A 727-nucleotide genomic window follows, 5' to 3' on the forward strand; every position below is an offset into this window, starting at 1 on the left:
CCAACCTTGTTTACTGAGACCGAAAACAGCTGGGATATTAACCAAGAAGAGGTCTTTGCACCATTAGCTTGCGTGATTCGCGCCAAAGATTTGGAAGAAGCGATTGCGATGACTAATGACACGCGCTTTGGTTTGACCGGCGGCATCATTACCCAAAGCCTACGCAACAGCGCGCTGTTTAAAGAGCAAGTACAAGCTGGCTGCGTCATGGTCAATCTGGCGACGGCGGGCACTGATTATCACGTACCATTTGGCGGCCGTAAAGAGTCGAGCTTTGGCCCGCGTGAACAAGGTCAGTACGCCAAAGAGTTTTATACCATCGTCAAGACCGCATATCAAAAAGCGTATTAGTTTTTGATGAAGGATAAAGGCGTAGGGTGGGTTAGTTTTTCAAACTCTCGCAGAGAGTGCAGATAAAACGTAACCCACCATTTCAAACATAAGTTGTTGAATAAAGGTGGGTTACGTTATCGCTAACCCACCCTACGCAAACCTTAAGTTAAAAGCCAGTTCGTAAAATTAAGAAAGCACAATAAGGAATAGGTATGTACCAAGATCATATCGTCATCGACGGCTTGCAATATAGCAACTGGGATCGTGATTATTTTAAGATGCTGCAAAATAGCGGTATCAACGCGGTACATGCGACCTTGGTCTATCACGAAAACGCACGCCAAACGATGACCCGCTTTGCTGAATGGCATGCGCGCTTTGAGCAAAATAGCGA

1 protein-coding gene and 1 pseudogene are annotated in these 727 nt (G+C 45.9%); both read left to right on the plus strand.

What is annotated here, in order from left to right:
- Positions 1–351: aldehyde dehydrogenase family protein (locus ACTXGO_RS15425; RefSeq protein WP_443575136.1), on the plus strand; the 351-nt coding region annotated here is incomplete at its 5' end.
- A gap of 194 nt (positions 352–545) precedes the next feature.
- A pseudogene (locus ACTXGO_RS15430) lies at positions 546–727 on the plus strand (membrane dipeptidase); the annotation flags it as partial.

Source organism: Psychrobacter sp. T6-1, from assembly GCF_052258445.1.